This is a genomic window from Pseudomonas sp. R11F (assembly GCF_050312575.1).
In the GTDB taxonomy this organism is placed as follows: Bacteria; Pseudomonadota; Gammaproteobacteria; order Pseudomonadales; family Pseudomonadaceae; genus Aquipseudomonas; species Aquipseudomonas palleroniana.
On record NZ_JBNPJU010000034.1, the window covers coordinates 53,509 to 72,961 of the forward strand.

Below are 19,453 nucleotides of genomic sequence, written 5' to 3' on the forward strand. Positions count from 1 at the left end.
CCCTTATCCGATGTTCGACAGTTTCAGCAGCAGGCGCAGGTCGTTGAGCAGGTCCTTGCCCTTGACCTTGGCGTCGTAGCGCAACACCAGGTTGCCGTGAGGATCGACGATCCACAGTTGCGCCTCACCCGGTGCGGCAGCGTCTTTGGTGAAGGTCGACAGGTCCAGCGCGTAGCGCTGCAGTTGCGGGTACTCGGCCTTGAGCCTGGCCTCGTACTCAGCGCTCACCGGCTGGGCACTGGCCAGTGCGTGGCTGGCCCGGGAAGCATCGCGGCCCAGGCTGATTTGCAGCTGGCGCGCCAGGTACACCAGTTGCCGGCAATCGTCGGCGCAGGGGGTGGGCGCGGTGACCAGCAGTTGCCAGCGCTCTTCGTCCGCCTGCACGCCGATGTCGGCGCGGGTCTGGCCGTTGCCGATCATTTCACCGTGGTAGCTGCGACTGTCCGGCACCCAGAACTGCAACTTGTACATGAAGGTAGCCAGCACCATTGGCCCGATGACCATCATCAGGATCAAAATCAGCTGCCAGCGGCCTTTGCGCCGGGCAGGGGCCTCAGACATGCTGGGTGGATTCATGGCCGCTCCCATGGGACTTCTCCTTCTTGTTGTGCCATCCGAGGTAGAGGTAAAGCGCCAGCAACGCCAGTGCCATGGCGAACCACTGCACGGCATATCCCAAGTGTTTTTCCGGGCCCATGGCGACCACTGCCCAGGTGGTGTCGTACGTACCAGGGCCGGGCTCGGCGCGCAGCTCGTAGGCGAACCCGCTACGGCCCAACTCGGCCCACAACGCTGCGGGGTGCAGGGCGGTGAGCAGGCGCGGCCATTGCCGAGTTGCCGGGTCGGCCTGCAACTGGAAGGTTTCGCCAGGGGCGACGTACACCCAGGCGTCCAGATTCACAGGGTGTTCAGGTGTCGTGAAGACCGGCGGCGTGCGTCGGTCCGGCCAGGGCAGCCAACCACGATTGAGCAGCAACCACAGGCCGCTGGCCTGGTCGTGAAACGGCTGCAGCAGTTCCACCCCCGCACGGCCGTCACGCATGCGGTTGTCGAGCAGCACGCTATGTTCGCCGTCGAACTGACCACGCAAGCGCACGCGGTGGAAGGCGGGATCGGCCATGTCACCGAGTTGCGCGCCGCTGATCGGGTCGGCCACACGCCACTCGGCATACCGGTCCACCAGCAGCTGTTTTTCATGTCCGCGAGCCAACTGCCAGAACCCCAGGCCCACCATCAACGGCAGCAACACCAGCACCACCAACGTGGGAGCGATACCGGGGCGAAAGCGCGCGATGGCACTGGCTATACTGGTTTTCATCGCCCCTCCCTATAAACGCCCTGGAGCCAGACCATGCTCAAAGCCGCCATTGCCCTGATGCTGATAGCGACTGTCGTGAGCCTATTCAGTGGCTTGTTCTTTCTGGTCAAGGACGAGGGCCACTCCAACCGCCTCGTCACTGCCCTGACCGTGCGTGTCGTCCTGGCCGCAATCACCGTGGGCTTGATCGCCTGGGGCTTTTTCAGCGGCCAGCTGGTTTCTCATGCACCGTGGTAAGGCACCTCACAGCACATAAACGAAGAAAAAAAGGCCGATCCACACCACATCCACGAAATGCCAATACCAACTGGCCGCCTCGAAGCCGAACTGGTGCTCAGCATTGAAATGCCCACGCAAGATGCGCATCAGCATCACAAACAGAATCAGCGTGCCGATGGTCACGTGAGCGCCATGAAAGCCTGTGAGCATGAAGAAAGTTGCTCCATACACCCCCGAACCCAGGGTCAGGCCCAGCTCCTTATAGGCATGCATGTACTCCTCGGCCTGGAAGCCCAGGAACGCCCAACCCAGTAGCACGGTGAGCGCCAGCCACAATTTCAGCGCACCACGATGACCTTTACGCAACGCGTGATGGGCAATGGTGATGGTCACGCTGGAGCTGACCAGCAAGATCGTGTTCACCAGCGGCAAGCCCCACGGACTGATGGTGCCTTCCGGCGGCGGGAAGAGTTTCGGGTCCGGGTTGTTGAGCAGCGGCCAGGTGAATTCGAAATTCGGCCACAACATGTGCGCGATGCCTTTATGACCTTCACCGCCCAGCCATGGGCCGGACATGTGGCGTACATAAAACAGCGCACCGAAGAACGCGATGAAGAACATCACCTCGGAGAAGATAAACCAGGTCATACCCCAGCGAAACGAACGGTCCATCTGCGGGCTGTACAAACCGGCGCGACTTTCCTTGATCACCGCGCCGAACCAGCCGAACAGCATGTAGGCCAGCAGCAGGCCACCGACGAAAAAGATCCACGGCCCGTGGGATTCCGGGCGCGCCGCCTTCAGGTCGTTGAACCACACGCCCAGGCCGTACACCGTGGTCAACATGCCAAACGTGGCAATTATGGGCCATTTGCTTTGCGCTGGTACGTAGTACGTATCATGAGACGACATGTATTCGCTCTCCTGATTGAGGGGGCAAACAGTAGCTAGCCGCCGCTGCGGACGGCCACCGGCGGCTGGCGCGCAGTGATGTCAAACAGCGTGTACGCCAGGGTCAGATGCTTTACATCCTTGGGCATCGCCCGGTCGACGATGAAGCGCACCGGCATCTCGATACGCTCACCTGGCTGGAGCACCTGCTGGGTAAAGCAAAAGCATTCGGTCTTATGGAAATACATCGCCGCTTCGGCCGGCGAAATGCTCGGCACCGCCTGGGCCGTCATGGCTTTGTCGGTGGGGTTGTAGGCCACGAACAGCATCTCGGTGACCGCTCCAGGGTTGACCACCACCTCGTCAGCCTTGGAGTGAAACTCCCAGACCATATCGATCGCGTTGGTGGACAAGAACTGCACGCGCACTTGGCGCGTCGGATCGACCACCTGCTCGCCCTCGTACTGCCCGGCGGTCTTGCCGTTGATGCCGAACGCCTTGCACATCACGTCGTAGATCGGCACCAGGGCGAAGCCGAAAGCGAACATAGCCACCACCAGGATCAGCAGTCGCGTGACGAGGCGCTTGATCGGTACTGACTCAAGCATGGCGCACACCCAATGTGGGAGACGAGTTGCTCCCGATAGCGGTATCACTGCAAATAATAGTGTCGACTGGCACACCGCTATCGGGAGCAAGCCCCCTCCCACAGGGAGCTGGGTCGCAACACAGACGGGTGTTCATTTGACCTCCGGCGGCGTGGTGAAGGTGTGGTACGGCGCGGGTGAGGGGATACTCCATTCCAGGCCCTCGGCGCCTTCCCACGGCTTGGCCGGGGCCGGTGGACCGCCGCGGATGCACTTGATCACGATGAACAGAAAGAAGATCTGCGTGGCGCCGAACATGAATGCACCGATGGACGACACCATGTTGAAATCGGCGAACTGCAGGTTGTAGTCCGGCACCCGGCGCGGCATGCCGGCCAGCCCGACGAAGTGCATCGGGAAAAACGCCATGTTCATGCCCACGAAGGACAGCCAGAAGTGCAGCTTGCCCAGGGTTTCGTCATACATGTGGCCGGTCCATTTCGGCAGCCAGTAATAGGCCGAGGCGAAGATGCCGAAGATCGCGCCAGGCACCAGTACGTAATGGAAGTGCGCCACCACAAAGTAGGTGTCGTGGTACTGGAAATCCGCCGGAGCGATTGCCAGCATCAGCCCGGAGAAACCGCCGATGGTGAATAGAATCACGAAGGCCACGGCGAACAGCATCGGCGTCTCGAAGGTCAGCGAGCCTTGCCACATGGTGCTGACCCAGTTGAACACCTTCACCCCCGTCGGCACGGCGATCAGCAGCGTGGCGTACATGAAGAACAACTCGCCCACCAACGGAATGCCGACCACGAACATGTGGTGCGCCCACACGATGAATGACAGGAACGCAATGCTCGCCGTGGCGTACACCATCGAGGTGTAGCCGAACAGCGGCTTGCGCGAGAAGGTCGGGATGATCGAGCTGACGGCGCCAAAGGCCGGCAGGATCATGATGTACACCTCGGGGTGGCCGAAGAACCAGAACACATGCTGGAACAGCACCGGATCACCACCGCCGGCCGCGCTGAAGAAGCTGGTGCCGAAGTGGATGTCCATCAGCATCATGGTCACGCAACCGGCCAGTACCGGCATCACCGCGATCAACAGGAACGCCGTGATCAGCCAGGTCCACACGAACAGCGGCATCTTCATCAGCGTCATGCCTGGCGCGCGCAGGTTGAGGATGGTGGCGACCACGTTGATCGCGCCCATGATCGAACTGACGCCCATCAGGTGGATGGCAAAAATGAAGAACGTCACGCTTTCCGGCGCGTAGGTGGTGGAGAGCGGGGCGTAGAAGGTCCAGCCGAAGTTCGGCCCGCCGCCCGGGGTGAACAGCGTCGAGACCAGCAGCAGGAACGCCGCCGGCAGCAACCAGAAGCTGAAGTTGTTCATGCGCGGCAAGGCCATGTCCGGCGCGCCGATCATCAGCGGGATCATCCAGTTGGCCAGGCCGACGAAGGCCGGCATCACCGCGCCGAACACCATGATCAAGCCATGCATGGTGGTCATCTGATTGAAGAACGCCGGTTGCACAATCTGCAGGCCCGGCTGGAACAACTCGGCACGGATCACCATGGCGAACGAGCCGCCGAGCAGGAACATGGTGAAGGCGAACCACAGGTACAAGGTGCCGATGTCTTTGTGGTTGGTGGTCAGCACCCAGCGCATCAGGCCCTTGGCGGGGCCATGGGCATGGTCGGTATGACCATGGTCGATCACAGTGCTCATGGCCGTTCTCCTGCACGCGAGTGGGCGGATGGGTTCAAGGCATACGCAGTGAAGGCAGTCATTGGCTTTGCGCCTGTTTCAGAGCCAGCACATCTTTGGGCGTGACCATGTCGCCTTTGTTATTGCCCCAGGCGTTGCGTTCGTAGGTCACCACGGCGGCGATATCCACTTCCGACAGCTGCTTGCCAAACGCAGCCATGGCGGTACCGGGCTTGCCGAAGTAGACGCGGTGCAGGTGGTCTTCCTTCGGCCCGGTGGCGATCGGCGAGCCTTTGAGTGCCGGGAACATCGGCGGCAAGCCCTGGCCTTCGGCCTGGTGACAGGCTACGCAAGTGGTGTGGTAGATCTTGTCGCCACGGGCCACCAGTTCGTCGAGCGTCCACTCTTTGGAGGTCAGTTCCTGCAGTTTGGCCGCTTCTGCTTTGCGTTCGCCAAGCCAGGTGTCGTAGTCGGCCTTGGATTTGACATCGACCACGATCGGCATGAAGCCGTGGTCCTTACCGCACAGCTCGGCGCACTGGCCACGGTAGATGCCGGGCTTCTCGATACGGGTCCAGGCCTCATTGACGAAGCCGGGGATGGCATCGCGCTTGACCGCAAAGGCCGGCACCCACCAAGAGTGGATCACGTCGGCAGCCGTCACCAGAAAGCGCACCTTGGCCCCCACTGGCAGCACCAGCGGCTGATCGACTTCCAACAGGTAATGCTCGCCCTTGGTGGCCTGGTTATGAATCTGCTCGGCGGGCGTGGCCAGGTTGCTGAAGAATTCCACATCCTGGCCCAGGTATTTGTAGTGCCACTTCCACTGATAGCCGGTGACCTGGATATCGATATCCGACTCACTGCTGTCATAGATGTTGATCAGGGTCTTGGTCGCCGGAATGGCCATGGCCACCAGGATCAGAAAGGGCACCACGGTCCAGAGAATCTCCACGGTCGTACTCTCGTGGAACTTCGCCGCCACTTGGCCGGTAGAGCGACGGTGCAGGATCATCGACCAGAACATCGCGCCAAACACGACGATGCCGATCACCACACAAATCCAGAAAATGGTCATGTGCAGGTCGAACACGGCGTGACTGACTTCAGTCGCCCCTGGCGCCATATTCGTTGTCCAGGCGGCGTGCGCCTGGCCGAATACCGACCACAACAGGAGGCCCATCCAAACATGTGGATGTCGCGTCATTGCGGGTTCCCCTTTATGTTTCTTGTTATCCCGCCGGTTTGCACCTGCGGCGAAGGGAGCGGCTTCCATACTGCTTACAACCGCCAAGCCTTGCCTGCTTCATGCAGTTGGGCGTCATCAGCTAATTGCGTACAAATCCGAGTATAGACAGCACCTGCAACCCCGCAATGTGTAGGGGCAAATCAACAAAAATCGACGGGCGGAGCTAATAAAACAGGGGGCGCAAACGTTTATCCGACGCGAAATGGCAATTCGATATAACCGCTGTGCATAACCATGAAATAATTATGACAAATGCATCTTAGGTGCTCGTATAAACGAGCTACCTTATCCTCTCCCTTTTCCTACGCCTGTTTCACTGGAGTTTTCATGAACACCGCCGCATTGCGCGAGCAGATTTCCCGTGCCCATCAACACGAAGCCACTACGGGCCAGCTTGCCCAGCAGCTGGAAAAACAATTGCCGCACCTGCATTCGGCCATCGCCCTGACTGACGGCGATCGCAACATTGTCATGACTCGCTTCGTGACGGCCTACATCGACCTCGTTCCCGATTTGCTGGAAGCCGCCAATGACGTGGCTCGCGAAGCCGGCATTGAAAGCCAGATCAAGCCGGTACTGAAGATCGCCGAGCACTTCTTCCTGCAGCCCCCTGCAATACTGGCAGGGCACGAGGGCCTCGACGGCCTGCTGGATGAAGCCTACCTGGCCCATCGCCTGGTGGAGGAGGTCAACGATCTGTATATCAAGCACTTCGGCCAACCGCTGATTCCAACCGATACCACCGTGGCCAATTTGATTGCTCACCAATTGATCGGCGAGCAATTCGCCAATCAGCTGGATGAGGCGGTGCATCTGGCGGTGGATGAAATGCTCAACGAAGAGAACTTTGCGCTGGAGTCGGTAGAGGCCTATCGCGAGACACTCAAGAGCCCGGATACGGAAGCGGCGTGGAAACGCTGGCCGTGCCTTTCGCGGCAGCTGGGGGTGGAGTTATCGCTGGATCAGCCTGCCTGAATTTTCCGGCCTGCAAAGATCAAGTGTGGGAGGGGGCTGGCCCCCGCCCACAGTTTCCGGCTGAATCAGGTAGTAGAAGGCGCCGACCCGATCCCCACGGTGGTACGCACCCTACCTTCCAAACGTCGTTTCAACCCACGCGCCTCGATCACCAGCGTCGACCCCTTGGCCGCATTCGCCCGGCCCCATTCCTCCAGCAACTCCAGGCAGGAATGGTCGATATAACTCAGGTTGTTCAGCGGCACATGCACGGTAGTCCCCGCCGGCACTGTCGACAGCACCTGGGTCAGTACCGGCACCTTCAAGAAGGTCGCCGCACCCGTCAGGCGCAACTCCATCTCGCCCTCTTGCGGCAGGTCGATCAGGCTCACCTTCAAGCGTGACGCCTTGAACGCCAGCTTCACCAACGTGAGCCCGAAGCCCACCAGCACGCCCGTCAGCAGATCGGTGAAGATGATCGCCAACGCCGTCGCGGCATAGGTGAACATCGGCATGCGCCCATAGCGTCCCAGCGCCTTGAACGCCTTGATGTCCACCAGTTTGATCCCGGTATACACCAACACACCCGCCAGACTCGCCACCGGAATACTTTGCAGTACGCTCGACAGCAGCAAGACGAAAGCCAACAGCCACAAACCGTGGAACATGGCCGACATGCGGGTGGTGGCGCCGGCTTGCACGTTGGCCGAACTGCGTACGATCACACCCGTCATCGGCAACGCGCCGACCAGGCCACACAGCATGTTGCCCACGCCTTGAGCCGACAACTCCTTATCGAAATCGGAGCGCTGGCCGCTGTGCATCCGATCGACCGCCGCTGCAGAGAGCAAGGTCTCTGCGCTGGCAATAAACGCCACAGCAAACGCGGCGATCAACAACTGTGGATCGGCCAGGTTCAGCAGATCGCTGGGACGCAGCCAGTCGATGGCATCGGCAAGGTTTTCCGGCACTTGCACGCGCTTGACCTGCAAGGCCAGCACCAGGCTGACAACGGTCGTCAGCCCCACACCCAATAGGGCGCCGGGAACGAAACGCAGGCTTTGCGGGCGCAATTTATCCCACCCATACATCACCAACATCGTCGACAAGCCGAGCAGGCCGGCCTGCCAACCAAGGCCACCGCCAAGGGTCGGCATCGCCTCGCCCAGCGCAGCCGGAAAGCCCGCCAGGTTCGCCAGCCCCGAGGGCTGGGGCGCGCCGTCGAGCATCACGTGAATCTGCGACAGCACGATCAGTACGCCGATCCCCGCCAACATGCCGTACACCACCGCCGGCGCCGTCACGCGGAACCAGCAACCCAGGCGCAAGCGGCCCGCCACCAGTTGCAGAAACCCCGCCAGCAGCAAGATCGGCCCCAGCATCAACATGCCGTGCTGGCGTACCAGTTCAAACACCAACACCGCCAACCCCGCCGCCGGGCCACTGACCTGTAACGGCGAACCCGCCAACCAACCGACCACCAGGCCACCGATAATCCCGGTGATCAGACCCTTGGCCGGCGGCATGCCGGAAGCGATCGCAATGCCCATGCACAAGGGCAGGGCAACCAGAAACACAACCACGGAAGCCAGCAGCTCCCGTGGCAGTACAGCTTTCAATTGAGCAGCACGCATGATGACTCTCCCGAGGCATTCGCCGGGCGCGGCAAAGCCTGGCTGCATCCATGGCAGCCACCGCTCTACCCGGCAGGGAAGTGTTTTAGAAGCGCGCTTTAGGCGTCGCGGAAGGAATCGGCTCGGTGCCGTTCAACGGTCGAAATGCCGCTGTTTCCGCATCGTAGGCCCGGATTTCGCTGGTCTCGATGTTGTAGATCCAGCCATGGATGAACAAGTGACCATTGGCCATGCGCGAAGCCACGGACGGGTGGGTGCGCAAATGTTGCAGTTGGGCGATGACGTTTTCTTCGGTCACCAACTTCATGCTCTCGCCTTCAGTGGCGCAGTCGCAGTTGTCATGGACCATGGTCTTGGCGACCTCGGCATGACGCAACCAGGCTTTGACCGTCGGCATCTTTTCCAGCGTGTGCGGGTTGAGTACCGCACGCATGGCTCCGCAATCGGAATGCCCGCACACAATGATGTGCTGCACACCCAGGGCGAGTACCGCGTACTCGATGGCGGTGGAAACACCCCCGTTCATCTGGCCGTAGGGCGGCACCACGTTGCCGACGTTACGGGTCACGAACAGGTCGCCAGGGGAGCTCTGGGTGATCAGTTCGGGCACGATGCGCGAGTCGGCACAGGTAATGAACATCGCCCGTGGGCTCTGGGCCGTGGCGAGTTTCTTGAAAAGCTCTTCCTGCTGCGGGAAGACGTCGTGATGGAAATGCAAAAAGCCGTCAACGATATGCTTTAGCGCTGCATCGGCGGATTCCGCCACCTGAGGGGCTGAAGCCGACGCAGCCAACGGCTGTTTATCCTTGTCACTCATGATTCATCCTCTTGATTAATGCAGGGGGAGTATTCAGGTCAGATCGACGCCAGCCAGTAAAATTCCTACAGCGGCGACGCAGACTTATCAGTCACTCGCGGAACAAGGTAACCATCGAAACTTAACTCAAACTGAATGAACCGCTCTAGATCGCGGGTTTCAGTGATATCAAAACGCGACTATTCCTACAGAAACAGTGCGACATTCCTAGGCAGTTTACAGCAATGCCATTTGTCTGCCCGGTGGGCAGAACGCTGTGCAGTCCAGGTTGAAGCCTTCCCGACGGTTCAGCCCCAGCCGCTTGATCGCCTTGCTGAAGCGCTGCGCCAGCAAATCGGCAAACGGGCCTTCGCCGCGCATGCGCACGCCGAAACGGCTGTCGTACACCTCGCCACCCCGCACCTGGCGCACCAGGCTCATCACATGGGCCGCACGCTGCGGGTAATGCGCCGCCAGCCACTCTTCGAACAGCGGCGCCACTTCCAGCGGCAGGCGCAGCATCATGTACGCCGCGCTTTGCGCGCCGGCCGCGTGAGCTTCAGTGAGCAGGCTTTCGAGTTCGCTGTCGTTGATCATGGGAATCATCGGCGAACACAGCACCCCAACCGGGATGCCCGCCTCACGCATCACCCGAATCGCCCGCAACCGCGCCTTGGGCGCCGCCGTACGCGGCTCCAGGATGCGCTTGAGTTCGTCGTCCAGGCTGGTGAGGCTGATCATCACCGCCACCAGGCGCTGGCGGGCCAGCTCGGCCAGCAGGTCAAGGTCGCGCAATATCAGCGAGCCTTTGGTGATGATCGTCACCGGGTGCCGGTAGCGCAGGAGGACTTCGAGAGTTTGCCGGGTGATCTTGTACTCACGCTCGACAGGCTGGTACGGGTCGGTGTTGGAGCCAAGGTTGATCGGCGCGCAGACATAGCCGGGCTTGGACAACTGTTGCTCCAGCACATCGGCGGCATTGGTCTTGGCGATCAGCCGGGTTTCGAAATCCAGCCCTGGCGACATGTCCCAATAGGCATGACTGGGCCGTGCATAGCAGTAGATACAGCCATGCTCGCAGCCGCGATAGGGGTTGATCGAACGATCAAACGGCAAATCCGGCGAGTTGTTGCGGGTGATGATGGACTTGGCCGTTTCGATACGCACTTCGGTGCCTTGGGTCGGCGGGACCTCCTGAAACCAGCCGTCGTCCTCGGCCACGCTGACGGTAGGCGCAAAGCGGTTGTGCAGGTTGGTGGCCGTGCCCCGGCCACGGGGCGGCAGCGCAGTAGACATGAAAACGCCTCGATACTGTTTTTATATACAGTATCGAGGCGCAAGGTTTCTGACCAGTGCCGTTTGGCGGCCAGTGCGGATCAGTGCTTGTTCGTCACTTGCCCAAGGTCATCGCCGGAGGTGGTGCGCATATCACTCTTGCGCAGGTCTGCCACATCGCTGGCCTTCACGGGGGCCCCCTTGTTACCCCAGCTGCCGCGAACGAAACTGACCACATCCGCCACTTCCTGGTCCGACAGACGCCAGGCGAACGCGGGCATGGTGAAGGTCGACGGTGCGGTGTGGGTCGCCGGCAAGGTGCCGCCATTCAACACGATGTTGATCAACGACGTGGCATCCGTCGTCTGCAGTACCGGGTTACCCGTCAACGCCGGGAACACCCGCGTATAACCATGGCCGTCCGTGCGATGGCAGGCCGCGCAATTGTCGATGTAGACCGACGCGCCCGGCTTGCTGTCATCACCTTTCCACAATGCCTCAGCCACCTGTTTGTCGTACTGGTGCGGCTGATCCTGCGGATCGACCGCCGGCAGGCTCTTGAGGTAACGGGCGATCGCCGTCAGGTCATCTTCCGACATGTACTGCATGCTGTGGACGACAACGTCGCTCATGCCACCAAACACAGCGCTGCGATCACTGCGGCCGGTCTTGAGGAATTGCACCAGCTGCGTTTCGCTCCAACTGCCAAGGCCGTCCTTGTGGTCGCCACGCAGGCTTTTCGCGATCCAGCCTTCCAGTGGCGCACTGCCGGACAGGAACGAGTTGCCTTCAGTGGCACTCAAGGCTTTTTCCTGCATGGTCAAGGCTCGCGGTGTATGGCAAGCGCCGCAATGGCCCAGGCCTTCTACCAGGTAAGCGCCACGGCTGATCACCGGGTCGGCCGCAGCCTGGGCCGGTTGCGCCTGTACAGCCGGGGCAAACATCCAGCGCCACGCCGCCAAGGGCCAGCGCATGCTCAAGGGCCAGGGAATCTCGCTGTCCTTGTTCACTTGGGCGACCGGCTCGACACCCTTCATGAAATACGCGTACAACGCCTGCATGTCGCTGTCGCTGACGCGTGCATAAGACGGGTAGGGCATCGCCGGGTAAAGCGTACTACCGTTCTTGGCGACGCCATGACGCACGGCCTTGTCGAAGTCTTCGAAGCTATAGTCGCCCAGGCCCGTCTTGTCCGGCGTGATGTTGGTGGAATAGATCACGCCGATCGGGGTTTCCATCGGCAGGCCACCGGCAAAGGGTTTGCCGCCCTTGGCGGTGTGACAGGCCACGCAGTCGCCGGCGCGGGCCAGGTATTCGCCCTGTTTGATCAAATCGGTTTCAGCCGCATTGACCGAGCAACTGCTGAATAACCCCAGTGAGGCCGCCAGAGAGGCGATAACGAATGCTTTCATGCTCATCGCTCCTTATGCCTGTACCAGCGGGCCGGGGTTTTTCAGGTACTGCTCGCGGATCGCCCGCGCCGACCAATAGGTCAACGCCGCCACCAGGCCGGTAGGGTTGTAGCCCAAGCCTTGTGGGAACGCGGAAGCCCCCGGAACAAACACGTTGTGCACATCCCAACTCTGCAGATAGCGATTCAACGCACTGGTCTTCGGGTTGGTGCCCATGATCGCGCCGCCGTTGAGGTGGGTGGTCTGGTAGGACGCCGTGTTGAAGTGCTCCCCGACCTTTTTACCGAGTATGGCAATGGCTTTGGGGTTCATCGCTTCGGCGACCTTGCCCATTTTCTCGATCATGAATCGGTTCATCTTGATGTCGTTTTCCTGCCAGTCGAACGTCATCCGCAGCAGCGGTTGGCCGTACGCATCGCGGTACACCGGGTCCAGGTCCAGGTAGTTACCCCGGTAGGATTGATGAGCGCCGTGGGCATCCATAGATACCTGGTGGGTGTAGTAATCCGCAGTAGCGCGTTTCCAGGCACTGCCCCAGGCCGGGGTGCCCGGTGGGTTGGAGGTACCGGCAATCGGCCGGCTACCCGCCTGGTTGACCCACATCGGCGAGCCGCCCACAAAGCCGTGCGGCCCATGGTCGAAGTTGTCCGCGTTGAAGTCATCGATGGCCACGCCATTGCCGCCCGCACCGATGAAGTTGTTTGTGTGAGTGTCCTTGTCGAAGAAGGCTTTGATGGTGCCCATGTTCTGGTAGGCGAAGTTCCTGCCCACCACGCCCTCATTGGTAATCGGGTCGTAGGGTTTGCCGATGCCCGACAGCAGCATCAAGCGCACGTTATGGAACTGGAAGGCACCGAGGATCACCAGATCCGCCGGCTGCTCGCACTCCCGGCCTTGAGCGTCGATGTAGCTCACGCCGGTGGCTTTTTTCCCGGTGCTGTCGAGGTTGACCTTGAGCACGTGGGAATTGGGCCGCAGCTCGAAATTCGGCACTTGGCGCAGAGCCGGCAGAATGTTTACGTTCGGCGAGGCCTTGGAGTACATGTAGCACACGTAACCGCTGCAGAAACCGCAGAAGTTGCACGGCCCCATCTGCGCGCCGTAGGGGTTGGTGTACGGCCCCGACGTATTGGCCGATGGCAGGTTGTAAGGCTTGTAACCGACCTCGGTAGCGGCTTTCTGAAACAGCTGAGCGGAAACGGTATTTTTTTGCGCCTCCAACGGGAACGGGTTGGAGCGGTCCGGCGCATACGGGTTGCCGCCACGGCCTTCACCCACCAACTGGCCTTTGACGGTCCAGGCCTGGCCGGAGGTGCCGAAGACTTTTTCCGCGTAGTCGAAAAACGGCTCCAGTTCTTCATAGCTGACGCCGAAGTCCTGGATGGTCATGTCTTTGGGAATGAAGTTCTTACCGTAGCGCTCTTCATAGTGGCTGCGCATGCGCAGCTCGATCGGGTCGACGCGAAAATGCACCCCCGACCAGTGCAAACCCGCGCCACCTACGCCATTGCCCGGCAGGAACGCACCCAGCTGACGGTTAGGCAGGGCGACATCATTCACACTGTGGCGAATGGTCACCGTCTCCTTGGAGATGTCCTGAAAGAGTTTTTTACGCACGCTGTAGGTCAGTTCGTCGATGACCTGGGGATAGTTGCCGTCCGGGTAAGTGTCCTGCATCGGGCCGCGCTCCAGCGCTACCACGTTGAGGCCGGCCTCCGTCAGCTCCTTGGCCATGATCGCGCCGGTCCAGCCAAAGCCTACGATCACCGCATCCACTTTCTTCATGATGGTCGCCACGTTTATGCCCTCTCGCCGCGGATGGAAACAGCCGGGAAGGGGTATTGCTCGTTGCGTTCCACCCAATCCATGAAATCGGCGCGGGCGCCGGGGAAGCCGATCATGGTCCAGCCGACCATGCCTTTGTTGCCCCCGTGGATCGGGTCGCAAAAGAAGCCTTCCTTGGTGTTTTGCAGCAGCAGGTTGAAGAACATCTTCGCCGGCACCGCTTCAAAATGTGCACTCACTTCACTGCCGCCCGCCTCAAGACGACGCAACATGTCATCCTGGGTAGCGCTGTCTTGCGCAGCAAAAACTTTACCGTTGAACGCTTTCGACCATGCATCCGTCGCGGCGATACCCAGGCGATAGATCTCCTTGGGCACCAATTTGCTCTGCCAGCCCATCTCGGGAGCTGCATCGGCATTGAACGGGCCTTGCATGAACCACAGCGCGCCACTGGCGTAAGGCGTGTTCATCTGACGGTCGATATATTCCGGCGCCCCCGCTTCCAATGCGCCAGGGCCCTGGGCATCGGCGGGAATCAGTCGGGCGACGGCAGCGTTGATAAACGCCCATTCTTCAGCGGTGAAATAACTCGGCTCGTAGGCTTTATCGCTCGCAGGCACCTTGGCCGGTGCCGCCTGGGCGGGCTCCGGCGTGGCCATCAGCATTGAGCCGCCAAGGCTGGTGCTGGCAACCGTGACCACCGGGATCAAGGTCAAGGATTTGCGCAAAAAGTCGCGCCGCGGGTTGTCTTGATCTTGATCAGACATGGGGGCACCTCATCATGGGGTCACGGGTTTGTCCGCCACTTCTGGGAGCAGCGTGAAGGCATGGATTCCCAGGCATGACACATCCTGGCAACCAATAGTTACAAATGATAGCAGCCTAAGGATTTGGAATAGTCAACTGAGCTGCAAAAAAACAACAGATCAGTACCGACTGTTCACAATTCTTTGACGAGCACCTCACGCCCTGTTGACCGCCTGTAGGCGAATCTGTGGCCCATCAGCCATTTCCCTATTCGGTTACAAAGCGCATGTTCAAGATTCGATTGCTGCCCGCCTTCGGCCTGGTGTTCATGGCACTGTTCGCAAGCGTTCACGCTCAAGCCGAGGACGCCCCATCGACGCGCTCGCCGGAATGGGCCCAGCCCGTGGGCGACCAATTCAACCTGCACCAGATGACGCCCACGCTCTATCGCAGCGCGTTGCCGGACAGCAGTGCAGTGCCGGTGCTGGAAAAACTCAAGATAGGCACGGTCATCAATTTCCTGCCGGAATCGGACGCCAGCTGGCTGAAATCGACGGATATCAAACAGGTTCAACTGACCTATCGCACCAACCATGTCGACGACACCGACGTGCTCGCGGCCCTGCGCGCCATTCAGCAGGCCCAGGCCAACGGCCCGGTGTTGATGCACTGCAAACACGGCTCTGACCGCACCGGCCTGATGGCAGCGATGTATCGCGTGGTCGTGCAGGGGTGGAGCAAGGAAGATGCGCTGAACGAAATGACCCTGGGCGGCTTCGGCACCAGCAATGGCTTCAAGGACGGCGTTCGCTACATGATGAAAGCCGATATCGACAAGTTGCGCACCGCCTTGGCCAATGGCGATTGCAGCACCAGCGCCTTCGCCCTGTGCTCGATGAAAAGCTGGATTACCACTTCGGCAAGCGACGAGAAAAAGCTGTGACTACACGCCATTGAGTCGCAAAAAAAAGCGGGGCATCCAGTGCCCTGATGCCTCTCAGTTAAGCGATAAAGCGGGCGATGGATAAATTGTGGGAGGGGGCTTGCTCCCGATGGACTGCGTAGCAGGCCCATTTTTGAGACCGCTGCGCGGCCTATCGGGAGCAAGCCCCCTCCCACAGGGACCGCGTTAATCCTTAACTGAGAGGCATCAGGGCACTGGATGCCCCGCTTTTTTTTAGTCTTTTTTCAGCTTCGGATTAGGAAAAAACTGTACCGCCTGCACCTTCGGGTCAGGCGCTTTCAACGCCGATGTATTGACCCGCGTGCCCAATTCCCTGGGCACCGACAGCCCTTGATCATTGAGCGTATCGGTATAGCCGCAGGCCACGCATTCACGATGTGGCACGCTGTCCTCGGTCCACATTTTCAACTTGTCCGGCTCGCTGCACGCCGGGCAGACCGCCCCGGCGATAAATTGCTTTTTGGTAATCACAGGCCCTTCACTCATGCTGCCGCGTCCTCACTCAGGCCGCTGTGGCGCAAGAGTGCGTCAATCGACGGCACGCGTCCGCGGAAATCGACGAACAGCACCATCGGTTTCTGGGAACCGCCACGGGCCAGGATCGCCTCACGGAAGGCACGGCCAGTCTCGGGATTGAGCACGCCGTCTTCTTCGAATTTGGAGAAGGCATCCGCCGACAGCACTTCGGCCCACTTGTAGCTGTAATAACCCGCCGCGTAACCACCCGCGAAGATATGCGCGAAGCTGTTGGGGAAGCGGTTGTAGGCCGGCGGGCGCATCACCGAAACCTCATCACGCACGCCCTCGAGCACCTGCGCGACCGTGCGGCCATCGCCGTGAGTGGCGTGCAGTTCGAAGTCAAACAGCGAGAATTCCAACTGGCGCACCATCATCAGGCCCGACTGGAAGTTCTTCGCCGCGAGCATTTTCTCCAGCAAGTCCTGCGGCAGCGGCTCACCGGTTTCATAGTGACCGGAGATCAACGCCAGGCCTTCCGGCTCCCAGCACCAGTTCTCCATGAACTGACTCGGCAACTCCACCGCGTCCCAGGCCACGCCGTTGATGCCGGACACGCCGGCGTGTTCAACGCGGGTCAGCAGGTGGTGCAGGCCGTGGCCGAACTCGTGGAACAAGGTGGTCACTTCGTCGTGGGTCAGCAGCGCAGGCTTGCCGCTGTCGGCCGGGGTGAAGTTGCACACCAGGTTAGCCACCGGGCTTTGCAGCACGCCATCGATCGTGCGGCGGCGGTCGCGGGCGCCGTCCATCCAGGCACCGCCACGCTTGTTGGCGCGGGCGTACAGGTCGAAGAAGAAACGGCCGACATGCTGGCCGTTTTCCTTGATTTCAAACAGACGCACGTCCGGATGCCAGGTATCGAAACCTTTTTGCTCGGCGATCTCGATGCCGTACAGACGCTGCACAATGGCGAACAACCCGCTCAACACTTTGTCGATCGGGAAGTAGGCGCGCAGGGCCTCCTGGGACACGCTGTAGCGCTGCTCACGAAGTTTTTCACCGTAGAAACCGCTGTCCCAGCTTTGCAGGTCGGCGCAGCCTTGTTCGGCAGCGTAAGCCTTGAGCTGTTGCAGGTCCTGGGCGGCAAACGGCTTGCTGCGCTTGGCCAGGTCACGCAAGAAACTCAGCACCTGGTCACTGGACTCGGCCATCTTGGTGGCCAGGCTCAGTTCCGAGAAAGAGGCGTAGCCCAGCAGTTGAGCAAGCTCCTGACGCAGGTCGAGGATCTGTTCCATCACCGGCCCGTTATCGTTCTGACCGGCATTCGGGCCTTGGTCCGACGCACGGGTGCAATAGGCCGCGTAGACTTCTTCGCGCAGGGCGCGGTCCTGGGCGTAGGTCATCACCGCGTAGTAACTCGGGAACTCCAGGGTGATCAGCCAACCGTCGAGCCCCTTGGCCTGGGCGGCAGCGGCCATTTGCGCCTTGGCCGAGTCGGTCAGGCCAGCCAGGCGGGCCTCATCGGTCACATGCTTGGTCCAGGCCTGGGTGGCGTCCAGCAACTGGTTGGAAAATTTGCTGCCCAGCTCCGACAGCTTGCTCTGCACTTCGGCGTAACGTTTTTGCTGCTCAGGCGGCAAATCGATACCCGACAGGCGGAAGTCACGCAGGGCATGTTCCAGGATAGTTTTTTGCGCCACATCGAAGCCGGCCGCTTCCGGGCTGTTGGCCAAGGCTTCGAAAGCCTGGAACAGTGCGCGGTTCTGGCCCATTTCAGTGGAGTAGGCGCTCAACGCGGGCAGACATGCCTCGTAGGCTTCGCGCAGTTCGGCGCTGTTGCACACGGCGTTGAGGTGGCTGACCGGGCTCCAGGCGGCGCCCAGGCGGTCGTTCAGTTCGTCCATCGCCAGGACCAGCCCGGCCCATGTCGGATTTTTACCCTGGCTTTGCAGGATGCCTTCGATGGCGACACGGTTGTCGGCGAGGATCTGTTCGATGGCCGGCTGGACGTGCTCGGCACGGATCGCCGAGAACGGCGGCAGGTCGTAGGACTGCAGAAGTGGGTTGTTCGCGCTCACGGTTGGCACCTTGGCTGAGGAAACGGATAAGACAAAGATGGGGCCATCTTAATTACAATCAATGCCCACCGCAGCTATCAGCAAAAGAGAGAGAGGCTATCGTGACCCTTCGCAGCTATCAGAACCACACGCCAACCCTGGGCGCCGGGGCGTTTGTCGATGTTTCGGCGGTGGTGATCGGCGATGTCGAAATTGGCGCCGACAGCTCGGTATGGCCATTGACCGTGATTCGCGGCGACATGCACCGTATCCGCATCGGTGCGCGCACCAGCGTGCAGGACGGCTGCGTGTTGCACATCACCCATGCCGGCCCCTTCAACCCGGACGGTTTTCCGCTGCTGATCGGCGATGACGTGACGGTCGCCCATAAAGTCATGCTGCACGGCTGCAGCGTAGGCAGCCGGGTGTTGATCGGCATGGGCAGCATCGTCATGGACGGCGCCGTGGTCGAAGATGACGTGATCATCGGTGCCGGCAGCCTGGTGCCGCCGGGCAAGAAACTCGACAGCGGCTTTCTGTACGTGGGCAGCCCGGTTAAACAGGTTCGCGCACTGACTGACAAGGAGCGCGCCTTTTTCACCTACAGCGCCGCGAACTACGTGAAGCTCAAAGACCTGCACCTGGCCGAAGGATTCGATCAATGACCTTGCATTACCCCACCGTACTGTTCGACCTGGATGGCACCCTCACCGACCCGCGCGAGGGCATCACCCGCTCGATCCAGTACGCCCTCGGCAAGCTCGGCATTGATGAGCCGGACCTGACCAAGCTGGAACACTTCATCGGCCCGCCGCTGCTGCAAGCGTTCATGCAGTACTACGGTTTTGATGAAGCCAAGGCGTGGGAAGCGGTGAACTTCTACCGCGAGCGCTTCAAGGTCACCGGGCTCTATGAGAACCGCGTGTTCGACGGCGTGATGCCCTTGCTCGAAGCGCTGAACGACCAAGGCCGCCAGCTATATGTGGCGACCTCCAAGCCATGGGTATTTGCCCGCGAGATCGCGCGGCATTTCGACTTTGCCCGGCACTTCAAGGTGATCTACGGCAGCGAGCTGGATGGTACGCGCACCAACAAGGTCGAGCTGATCGCTCACTTGATGCACGAAGAGCAGTTGGACCCGGCCACCACCTTGATGATTGGGGATCGCAAGCATGACCTGATCGGAGCACGAAGCAATGGGTTGGATTCGGCGGCGGTAGGGTATGGGTTTGGCAGTTTTGAAGAGCTGAATGCCGAGAAGCCGACTTGGCATTTTGAAACGCTGGATCAGATGCATCAGGCGTTTATGCGGCGCCCTTGAGGGCGCTATCGGGAGCAAGTCGAATCGTCGCACCGCCCCTCCCACAATTGCCCGGCGTCCACGGTCAAAATG

At 60.5% G+C, this 19,453-nt stretch carries 19 protein-coding genes; 5 read left to right on the forward strand and 14 right to left on the reverse strand.

The window, feature by feature from the left end; translation table 11 throughout:
* Positions 1–3: 3 nt before the first annotated feature.
* Positions 4–588 carry a hypothetical protein gene (locus ACQRBV_RS08815; protein ID WP_244701263.1) on the reverse strand — a complete coding sequence of 195 codons (585 nt, stop codon included), beginning with the start codon at positions 586–588 and terminating at the stop codon, positions 4–6.
* Complete coding sequence (locus ACQRBV_RS08820; RefSeq protein WP_411985765.1) at positions 554–1,318, reverse strand: SURF1 family protein; 765 nt, start codon at positions 1,316–1,318, stop codon at positions 554–556. Before ACQRBV_RS08820 ends, ACQRBV_RS08815 begins: the two co-directional genes overlap by 35 nt.
* A gap of 33 nt (positions 1,319–1,351) precedes the next feature.
* On the opposite strand from ACQRBV_RS08820, the gene ACQRBV_RS08825 reads away from it, so the two are divergent.
* Complete coding sequence (locus tag ACQRBV_RS08825) at positions 1,352–1,555, forward strand: twin transmembrane helix small protein (protein ID WP_060756508.1); 204 nt, start codon at positions 1,352–1,354, stop codon at positions 1,553–1,555.
* 6 nt (positions 1,556–1,561) lie between these two features.
* Here ACQRBV_RS08825 and ACQRBV_RS08830 read toward each other — a convergent pair whose 3' ends face one another.
* The 4 genes from ACQRBV_RS08830 to coxB all read right to left on the reverse strand — a co-directional run bounded on the left by ACQRBV_RS08830 (position 1,562) and on the right by coxB (position 5,938).
* The gene (locus ACQRBV_RS08830) at positions 1,562–2,449 is read right to left on the reverse strand and encodes a cytochrome c oxidase subunit 3 (RefSeq protein ID WP_060756509.1); all 888 of its coding nucleotides are present in this window, start codon (positions 2,447–2,449) and stop codon (positions 1,562–1,564) included.
* A 35-nt stretch (positions 2,450–2,484) separates the two neighbouring features.
* Positions 2,485–3,036: a cytochrome c oxidase assembly protein gene (locus ACQRBV_RS08835; RefSeq protein ID WP_060756510.1), complete on the reverse strand. Its 552-nt coding sequence runs from the start codon at positions 3,034–3,036 to the stop codon at positions 2,485–2,487.
* 132 nt (positions 3,037–3,168) lie between these two features.
* Positions 3,169–4,752 (reverse strand): cytochrome c oxidase subunit I, encoded by a 1,584-nt coding sequence (gene ctaD / locus ACQRBV_RS08840; protein WP_060756511.1) that lies wholly within the window; start codon positions 4,750–4,752, stop codon positions 3,169–3,171.
* A gap of 58 nt (positions 4,753–4,810) precedes the next feature.
* Positions 4,811–5,938, reverse strand: coding sequence for a cytochrome c oxidase subunit II (gene coxB, locus ACQRBV_RS08845; protein WP_060756512.1), 1,128 nt, complete (start codon positions 5,936–5,938; stop codon positions 4,811–4,813).
* 369 nt (positions 5,939–6,307) lie between these two features.
* Here coxB and ACQRBV_RS08850 point away from each other — a divergent pair, with 369 nt between their 5' ends.
* A complete protein-coding gene (locus tag ACQRBV_RS08850) occupies positions 6,308–6,955 on the forward strand; it encodes a hypothetical protein (protein WP_060756513.1) in 648 nt (215 codons plus the stop codon).
* Between the two features lie 65 nt (positions 6,956–7,020).
* Here the strand turns inward: ACQRBV_RS08850 and ACQRBV_RS08855 are convergent, their stop codons facing one another.
* From ACQRBV_RS08855 to ACQRBV_RS08880, 6 genes are all read right to left on the reverse strand, one after another.
* Positions 7,021–8,568, reverse strand: a complete 1,548-nt coding sequence (locus ACQRBV_RS08855; protein ID WP_104995105.1) for a SulP family inorganic anion transporter — start codon at positions 8,566–8,568, stop codon at positions 7,021–7,023.
* A gap of 85 nt (positions 8,569–8,653) precedes the next feature.
* Positions 8,654–9,385 carry a carbonic anhydrase gene (locus ACQRBV_RS08860; RefSeq protein ID WP_060756515.1) on the reverse strand — a complete coding sequence of 244 codons (732 nt, stop codon included), beginning with the start codon at positions 9,383–9,385 and terminating at the stop codon, positions 8,654–8,656.
* A gap of 216 nt (positions 9,386–9,601) precedes the next feature.
* Entirely contained in the window at positions 9,602–10,660 is a 1,059-nt protein-coding gene (locus ACQRBV_RS08865; protein WP_060756516.1) for a PA0069 family radical SAM protein, read from the reverse strand.
* A gap of 80 nt (positions 10,661–10,740) precedes the next feature.
* Positions 10,741–12,051: a c-type cytochrome gene (locus ACQRBV_RS08870; protein WP_411985764.1), complete on the reverse strand. Its 1,311-nt coding sequence runs from the start codon at positions 12,049–12,051 to the stop codon at positions 10,741–10,743.
* Between the two features lie 12 nt (positions 12,052–12,063).
* Positions 12,064–13,848 (reverse strand): GMC family oxidoreductase, encoded by a 1,785-nt coding sequence (locus ACQRBV_RS08875; protein ID WP_244701253.1) that lies wholly within the window; start codon positions 13,846–13,848, stop codon positions 12,064–12,066.
* 2 nt (positions 13,849–13,850) lie between these two features.
* On the reverse strand, positions 13,851–14,603 hold the full coding sequence (locus ACQRBV_RS08880) for a gluconate 2-dehydrogenase subunit 3 family protein (RefSeq protein WP_104995103.1): 753 nt from the start codon (positions 14,601–14,603) through the stop codon (positions 13,851–13,853).
* A 266-nt stretch (positions 14,604–14,869) separates the two neighbouring features.
* Between ACQRBV_RS08880 and ACQRBV_RS08885 the strand changes: the two genes are divergently transcribed.
* Entirely contained in the window at positions 14,870–15,526 is a 657-nt protein-coding gene (locus ACQRBV_RS08885) for a dual specificity protein phosphatase family protein (protein WP_104995102.1), read from the forward strand.
* 234 nt (positions 15,527–15,760) lie between these two features.
* Here ACQRBV_RS08885 and ACQRBV_RS08890 read toward each other — a convergent pair whose 3' ends face one another.
* Complete coding sequence (locus ACQRBV_RS08890; RefSeq protein ID WP_060756521.1) at positions 15,761–16,033, reverse strand: YheV family putative zinc ribbon protein; 273 nt, start codon at positions 16,031–16,033, stop codon at positions 15,761–15,763.
* Positions 16,030–18,081, reverse strand: a complete 2,052-nt coding sequence (gene prlC / locus ACQRBV_RS08895) for an oligopeptidase A (protein WP_411985763.1) — start codon at positions 18,079–18,081, stop codon at positions 16,030–16,032. The genes ACQRBV_RS08890 and prlC overlap by 4 nt, the downstream gene beginning before the upstream one ends.
* A 101-nt stretch (positions 18,082–18,182) precedes the next feature.
* On the opposite strand from prlC, the gene ACQRBV_RS08900 reads away from it, so the two are divergent.
* Complete coding sequence (locus tag ACQRBV_RS08900) at positions 18,183–18,725, forward strand: gamma carbonic anhydrase family protein (RefSeq protein WP_060756523.1); 543 nt, start codon at positions 18,183–18,185, stop codon at positions 18,723–18,725.
* Positions 18,722–19,381 (forward strand): HAD family hydrolase, encoded by a 660-nt coding sequence (locus tag ACQRBV_RS08905; RefSeq protein ID WP_205344259.1) that lies wholly within the window; start codon positions 18,722–18,724, stop codon positions 19,379–19,381. Before ACQRBV_RS08900 ends, ACQRBV_RS08905 begins: the two co-directional genes overlap by 4 nt.
* Positions 19,382–19,453 lie beyond the last annotated feature (72 nt).

Bases quoted from the DNA above. Each gene is read 5' to 3' on its own strand.
- ACQRBV_RS08830 (WP_060756509.1), bottom strand. From the start codon at position 2,449: ATGTCGTCTCATGATACGTACTACGTACCAGCGCAAAGCAAATGGCCC.
- ACQRBV_RS08855 (WP_104995105.1), bottom strand. From the start codon at position 8,568: ATGCGTGCTGCTCAATTGAAAGCTGTACTGCCACGGGAGCTGCTGGCT.
- ctaD (WP_060756511.1), bottom strand. From the start codon at position 4,752: ATGAGCACTGTGATCGACCATGGTCATACCGACCATGCCCATGGCCCC.
- ACQRBV_RS08815 (WP_244701263.1), bottom strand. From the start codon at position 588: ATGGGAGCGGCCATGAATCCACCCAGCATGTCTGAGGCCCCTGCCCGG.
- ACQRBV_RS08890 (WP_060756521.1), bottom strand. From the start codon at position 16,033: ATGAGTGAAGGGCCTGTGATTACCAAAAAGCAATTTATCGCCGGGGCG.
- ACQRBV_RS08825 (WP_060756508.1), top strand. From the start codon at position 1,352: ATGCTCAAAGCCGCCATTGCCCTGATGCTGATAGCGACTGTCGTGAGC.
- ACQRBV_RS08870 (WP_411985764.1), bottom strand. From the start codon at position 12,051: ATGAAAGCATTCGTTATCGCCTCTCTGGCGGCCTCACTGGGGTTATTC.
- ACQRBV_RS08865 (WP_060756516.1), bottom strand. From the start codon at position 10,660: ATGTCTACTGCGCTGCCGCCCCGTGGCCGGGGCACGGCCACCAACCTG.
- ACQRBV_RS08905 (WP_205344259.1), top strand. From the start codon at position 18,722: ATGACCTTGCATTACCCCACCGTACTGTTCGACCTGGATGGCACCCTC.
- ACQRBV_RS08885 (WP_104995102.1), top strand. From the start codon at position 14,870: ATGTTCAAGATTCGATTGCTGCCCGCCTTCGGCCTGGTGTTCATGGCA.
- coxB (WP_060756512.1), bottom strand. From the start codon at position 5,938: ATGACGCGACATCCACATGTTTGGATGGGCCTCCTGTTGTGGTCGGTA.
- ACQRBV_RS08880 (WP_104995103.1), bottom strand. From the start codon at position 14,603: ATGTCTGATCAAGATCAAGACAACCCGCGGCGCGACTTTTTGCGCAAA.
- ACQRBV_RS08850 (WP_060756513.1), top strand. From the start codon at position 6,308: ATGAACACCGCCGCATTGCGCGAGCAGATTTCCCGTGCCCATCAACAC.
- ACQRBV_RS08820 (WP_411985765.1), bottom strand. From the start codon at position 1,318: ATGAAAACCAGTATAGCCAGTGCCATCGCGCGCTTTCGCCCCGGTATC.
- ACQRBV_RS08860 (WP_060756515.1), bottom strand. From the start codon at position 9,385: ATGAGTGACAAGGATAAACAGCCGTTGGCTGCGTCGGCTTCAGCCCCT.
- ACQRBV_RS08835 (WP_060756510.1), bottom strand. From the start codon at position 3,036: ATGCTTGAGTCAGTACCGATCAAGCGCCTCGTCACGCGACTGCTGATC.